Consider the following 6,044-nt stretch of genomic DNA (forward strand, 5'->3'; position numbering starts at 1 on the left):
ATAGTGGTGCTGACAGTCGAGCCGTTGTTGTAGACGTCGTTAGTCGGCGTCTGGAAATCAACACTGCCCTGGGTCTTACCGGCTTCAACGGTAATGGTCTGGCCATTGGACAGGGTCACGGTCACCGGGGTCTGGGCTGGGTTGCTCAGCGTCACGGTGTAGGTGATCACGCCACCCTCAGTCACGCTTGGCGAAGCAGTCAGCGTCGCGCTGGTGTTATCGACGGTATCGGTAACCTGGGTAACCGCCGGCGCTTGCGGCACTGTCACCGTCAGCCCGTTGCCCCCGGTGACACCCGTCACGGTCGTCGAAATCTGGCCGCCGTCGATATACGGGGTATCGTTCGCCGGAACCACGACGTTGACGCTACCGCTGGTCTGCCCGGCCGGAATCACGATCACGGCGCCGTTGGACAGTGTGATCACCAGGTTGCTGGTCGGCGCCTGGCCGACTGTGGCGGTATAAACGATTACGCCACCCGCTTCGCTGATGGAAGGGGTAGCGCCGAGCACCAGATCGGTAGCGACATCGGTGTCCACCGCCGGCGTGGTCACCTGGTTGTTGTTGGTGGTGTCCAGCACGCCAAGCTCTTCAGCATCGAGCACAGCAGCAAAGCCCAGGCCGTCAGTGGGGAAGCCGACGGTAGCGTCGACACGGCCCGCAGTCTCTTCGAGCATGACGAAGCTGTGGCCGCCGCCCGCCGCGCCGCCACCGCCCGCTGCCGATGGGCCAGCCGCAGTCGCTTCAAGCGCAGTCGTCGGGTCGACACCGGCGGCGATCGCCTGCTGCAGTTCATCCACCGACGGTGCGGCCTGCGCAGCCGCCTGGCTCAGGTCGGTGCTGCTGTCCGGCGCATCAGCGCTCCACTGGCTGTCACGGCCCAGGTCGAGCACCCGGCCATCGGCCAGTTCCAAAGTCACTGCGCCACCTGGGCCGGTGAGTACCTCCTCACCCGCCAACAGTCGGTCTCCTTCGATCAGTACACGCCGGATGCCCTCTGGGGATACCGCAATAACCTGGCCGACAATACTTTTGACGATGGCTACAACGCTGCTCATTGGACTCTCCGTGTGACCCGATGGGTACTTCCCTGCCAGAGGGGCATCTGTAAGCCACTTCAGGCGGAACTATGTCGATGATCTGTAGACGAATTTTGGCGTCAATATTACGTCTATAACTTTTTGGAATTGACTAACTGCCAAACTATTGACCTTATACAGGTCATCCTAAACAATCAGTACGGTAATGTCACATTGATATTTGAACCTTAGCCAAGCGTTTTGTGGGGACAAATGCCGTACATCATCGAAAGCGCGTTATTTGGTCGTTTGGGGTGACTTTTTCACACCTCGGGAGGCGCAAATAATACGGCACGACAACCGTTCATCGGCAGCTGTCAAAGGTTCATGCGTCAAGATTCACATCACTTAAAGGCCATTAAAGGTCACTGCCTGATTACAAGCACAAACCTTGCCTGAAAACACCCAGACAACGACCGGCAAGCCAGGCGGAATCAGCCTCGCAGGCGTGCACTGGTGTTACGCAGCTCGGCGCATCGCCCCGGCCGGTGCGGCTATTTGCCGTAGATCAAAGAGATAGCGAGCGGCAGCGCAAATACTGCCTCCCCGAATAGACGAAAGCACCGCAGTTTGTTTCACCACGAGGTGGCAGCAAGCCGTATTTTTGATAGATGAATTTTAACTAATTAAGGGCCGCAAACCGTCAACAAATCAGCGCCTGATTCCTGACAATAGCCGACGCAATATCCACGGCAGCTCTGTCGTCAGCCGGATGGCAGGCTATGCTGCAAACTAGATTGGCCTGGCAACGCTGGCGGGCCCAAAACAAACCTCCGGCGCCTGGCATCGTCAGGCAGCAATGAAGACCGTAGAATTGTTTACTCAATACCGATTCAAGGCGACCATTGGCCAGCTGCCCAGCCATCGGGGTTCCGTAACCCCGTAACCAAGGCCCGCAGCACCACTGAACGTCAGGGTGAGCCGAACTGCACGACGGCACACCCACCCCACCCATCACAAGGATGAAGAGAGCGCCGCGTGGAATCCGAAGTCAGTCGAGTCCAACTCAGCCACGATCCACGCAGTCAGCATGACGATCCCCTGCTGGATAGTCTGTTGAGCCTGTGTGTCCTGCACCAGAAACCTGCCAGCCGGGTCATGCTGACCACCGGCCTGCCGCTGCCCGCCCAGCGCCTGAGCCCCGAGCTGCTGCCCCGCGCAGCCGCCCGCGCCGGCCTGCAGGGGCGCCTGCTGCAGCGCAAGCTGGAGCAGATCCCGAGCATCGCCATGCCGGCCATGCTGCTGCTCAAGGAAGGCCGCAGTGCCGTCCTGCTGGGTTGGGAGAACGAAGATACCGCGCGCCTGCTGCTCAGCGAGAGCGATGGCGGCGAAGTGCATATCAGCCGCGAAGCGCTGCAGAGCGATTACAGTGGCCGGGTGTTCTTCGCCCAGCCGCAGCACAAGTTCGACGTCAACCACGGCAACCTGATCCCGCGGGCGCGGTCTTGGTTCCGCGATACCTTGCTGCGCAGCAAGTGGCTTTATATCGACGCCATCGCCGCCAGCCTGGTCATCAACCTGATCGCCCTGGCCGCGCCGCTGTTCGTGATGAACGTGTATGACCGGGTGGTGCCCAACCAGGCCACCTCGACCCTCTGGGTACTGGCCATCGGCATTGCCGGCGCCTACATCTTCGACCTGATCCTCAAAGGCCTGCGCGGCTTGTGCCTGGACCTGGCCGGCAAGAAGACCGACCTGATCATTTCGGCAACGCTGTTCGAACGTATCGTCGGCATGTCGATGAAGTACCGCCCGGCCAGGGTCGGCAGCTTTGCCCAGAACATTCACGAGTTCCAGGGCCTGCGCGACTTCCTTGCCTCGCTGACCCTAACCAGCCTGATCGACCTGCCGTTCACCGTCCTGATCCTGATCGTCATCGCCATCATCGGTGGCCACCTGGTGTGGATCCCGATCATCGCCTTCCCGCTGGCGCTGGGCATCGGTTATGCCCTGCAGCGGCCGCTGATGGCGACCATGGAACGGACCATGGCGCTGGCCTCGGAGCGCCAGTCCAGCCTGATCGAGACCTTGGCCGGCCTGGATGCGGTCAAGGTCAACAACGCCGAAAGCGAACGCCAGTACATGTGGGAACAGACCCTGGGCACCCTGAGCCGGCTGGAACTGCGGGTGAAGGTGCTGTCGAGCCTGGCGATGAACATCACCCTGCTGATCCAACAATTGGCGGGCGTGGCGATGATCTGCGTCGGCGTGTACCTGATCATCGACGGCAACCTGAGCATGGGCGGCCTGGTCGCCTGCTACATGCTCAGCGGCCGCGCCCTCGGCCCGCTGGGTCAGCTCAACGGGCTGCTCGCACGCTACCAGCAGGCCAAGGTGACCATGGTCTCCACCGACCACATGATGGAGCTGCCGCAGGAGCGCAACTTCGAAGAACGCCCGCTGAGCCGTAAGGTACTGCAGGGGAGCGTCGAGTTCCGCGGGGTCGATTTCACCTACCCGAACCAGCAGAACCAGGCCCTGAAGAACATCAACCTGACCATCCGCCCCGGCGAGAAGGTGGGCATCATCGGCCGCAGCGGCTCGGGCAAGAGTTCGCTGGCCAAGCTCATCGTCGGCCTGTACGAGGCCGATGGCGGGTCGCTGCTGGTCGATGGCGTGGACATTCGCCAGATCGATGTCAGCGAACTGCGCCACAACATCGGCTACGTGCCTCAGGACATTCAACTGCTGGCCGGCACCCTGCGCGATAACCTGGTCAGTGGCGCGCGCTACATCGAGGATGAGTTGATCCTGCAGGCCGCCGAGCTGGCGGGCGTACATGAGTTCGCCCGGCTCCACCCGGACGGCTACGAGCTGCAAGTGGGTGAGCGTGGACAGAACCTGTCCGGCGGGCAGCGGCAGAACGTCGCCCTGGGCCGCGCGCTGTTGCTCAACCCGCAGATCCTGCTGCTGGACGAGCCGACCAGCGCCATGGACAACACCGGTGAAGAACGCCTCAAGCAGCGCCTGCAGGCGGTAGTGGAAAACAAGACCATGCTGCTGGTCACGCACCGTGCCTCGCTGCTGTCGCTGGTGGACCGGCTGATCGTGATCGATCGCGGGCAGATTGTCGCCGACGGCCCGAAAGCCGCGGTCATGGATGCGCTGAAGAAGGGGCAGATCAGTGTTGCATAAGCTGGATATGGGGCAATTCAAGGACGGCTTGCGGCGCTACTTCAAAGGCTCCGACTCGCTGGGCGGCCAGCCGCTGCCCGAGGTCAACAAGGCGCTGATCGAGGATGCGCCGCGCGTCGTGCGGCTGACCATCTGGGGCGTGATCCTGTTCTTCGTGTTCCTGATCGTGTGGGCCAGCGTCGCGCCCATCGATGAGGTCACGCGGGGCGAAGGCAAGGCCATTCCGTCGTCCAAGGTGCAGAAGATCCAGAACCTGGAGGGCGGCATCGTCGCCGAGATCTTTGCCAAGGAAGGGCAGATCGTCGAAGTCGGCCAGCCGCTGCTGCGCCTGGACGAGACCCGCTTCGCCTCCAACGTGGGTGAAACCGAGGCCGACCGCCTGGCCATGGCATTGCGCGTCGAGCGCCTGAGCGCCGAGGTCGGTGACACGCCGCTGAAGATCGATGAGGAACTGCGCAAAGCCGCGCCAAGCCAGGCAGCGAACGAAGAGTCGCTGTACCAGAGCCGGCGCCAGCAATTGCAGGACGAGATTGGCGGTTTGCAACAGCAGCTGGTCCAGCGTCAGCAGGAACTGCGCGAATTCAGCTCCAAGCGCGCCCAGTACGCCAACAGCCTGCAATTGTTGCGCAAAGAGATCAGCATGTCCGAGCCCCTGGTGGCCACCGGTGCGATCTCCCAGGTCGAGGTGTTGCGCCTGCGCCGCGCCGAAGTGGAGAACCGTGGCCAGCTGGACTCCACTGCGCTGGCCATCCCGCGTGCCGAGGCGGCCATTCGTGAGGTGCAAAGCAAGATCGAAGAAACCCGTGGCAAGTTCCGCAGCGAAGCGCTAACCCAGCTGAACGAAGCGCGCACCGAGCTGAGCAAGGCCACGGCGACCAGCAAGGCGCTGGATGATCGCGTGCACCGCACCATGGTCACCTCGCCGGTACGGGGTATCGTCAAGCAGCTGCTGGTGAATACCATTGGCGGGGTGATCCAGCCGGGCAGCGATATCATCGAAATCGTGCCGCTGGATGACTCACTGGTGATCGAGGCGAAAATCCTGCCCAAGGACATCGCTTTCCTGCACCCGGGCCAGGAGGCGACGGTCAAGTTCACCGCCTATGACTACACCATCTACGGTGGGCTCAAGGCCAAGCTGGAACAGATCGGCGCCGATACCATCACCGATGAAGACAAGAAGACCACCTATTACCTGATCAAGCTGCGCACCGACCGCAGCCACCTGGGGACTGAGGAAAAGCCGCTACTGATCATTCCGGGGATGGTGGCGACGGTAGATATCATGACCGGCAAGAAGACCATCATGAGCTACCTGCTCAAGCCGATCATGAAGGCCCGTTCGGAAGCGTTGCGCGAGCGTTGATAATATTGGCCACTGTATTCAGTGGCCTCCCTGGCCCTATCGCCGGCAAGCCAGCTTGTGTCTTCAAGGCCTCTTAAACTCACAAGGGTGAGAGCAGTGGATGGCACCGGCTACGCCGGTGTTCGCGGCCACGGCCGCTCCCACAGGGATCGCGCCAGCTTTTGGAAATTGACCAAGTTGCTCCTCCTCGACCGCGCTGCACTCAAGCCATGCGCAATCCCTGTGGGAGCTTGCCGGCGATGGGCGGCTAATACACAGTCCCTCGGCGCGCAAGCAGGAGGCGACCGTGGCACGGGCGAGCCAGTTGTTCATCGAGTGCTTGCGCAGCGAAGAAGCGCGGGCCGCGATGCGGCCCATCGCCGGCAAGCCAGCTCCCACAGGTGCAGTGTTGACCTGTGGCATACGCATTCCCCTGTGGGAGCGGGCAAGCCCGCGAAGCAGGCGACGCGGTGGATGGCACCGGC

Annotated in this window: 3 protein-coding genes; 2 read left to right on the top strand and 1 reads right to left on the bottom strand. The window is 61.9% G+C overall.

Annotated elements, in window-relative coordinates; genetic code table 11:
- Positions 1–1,058 (bottom strand): retention module-containing protein (locus C6A77_RS24850; protein ID WP_123060178.1); only part of this gene is annotated, 1,058 nt, incomplete at its 3' end.
- Positions 1,059–2,057: 999 nt separating this feature from the next.
- Between C6A77_RS24850 and C6A77_RS24855 the strand changes: the two genes are divergently transcribed.
- Positions 2,058–4,214, top strand: a complete 2,157-nt coding sequence (locus C6A77_RS24855; RefSeq protein WP_114171995.1) for a type I secretion system permease/ATPase — start codon at positions 2,058–2,060, stop codon at positions 4,212–4,214.
- A gap of 7 nt (positions 4,215–4,221) precedes the next feature.
- Positions 4,222–5,580, top strand: a complete 1,359-nt coding sequence (locus tag C6A77_RS24860) for an HlyD family type I secretion periplasmic adaptor subunit (RefSeq protein ID WP_178082404.1) — start codon at positions 4,222–4,224, stop codon at positions 5,578–5,580.
- Positions 5,581–6,044 lie beyond the last annotated feature (464 nt).

The sequence above is a fragment of the Pseudomonas sp. AFG_SD02_1510_Pfu_092 genome (assembly GCF_003331055.1).
Taxonomy (GTDB): Bacteria; Pseudomonadota; Gammaproteobacteria; order Pseudomonadales; family Pseudomonadaceae; genus Aquipseudomonas.

What these genes read in the sequence shown, in the direction of transcription:
- C6A77_RS24860 (WP_178082404.1), top strand. Translation starts at nt 4,222, where the DNA reads ATGGGGCAATTCAAGGACGGCTTGCGGCGCTACTTCAAAGGCTCCGAC.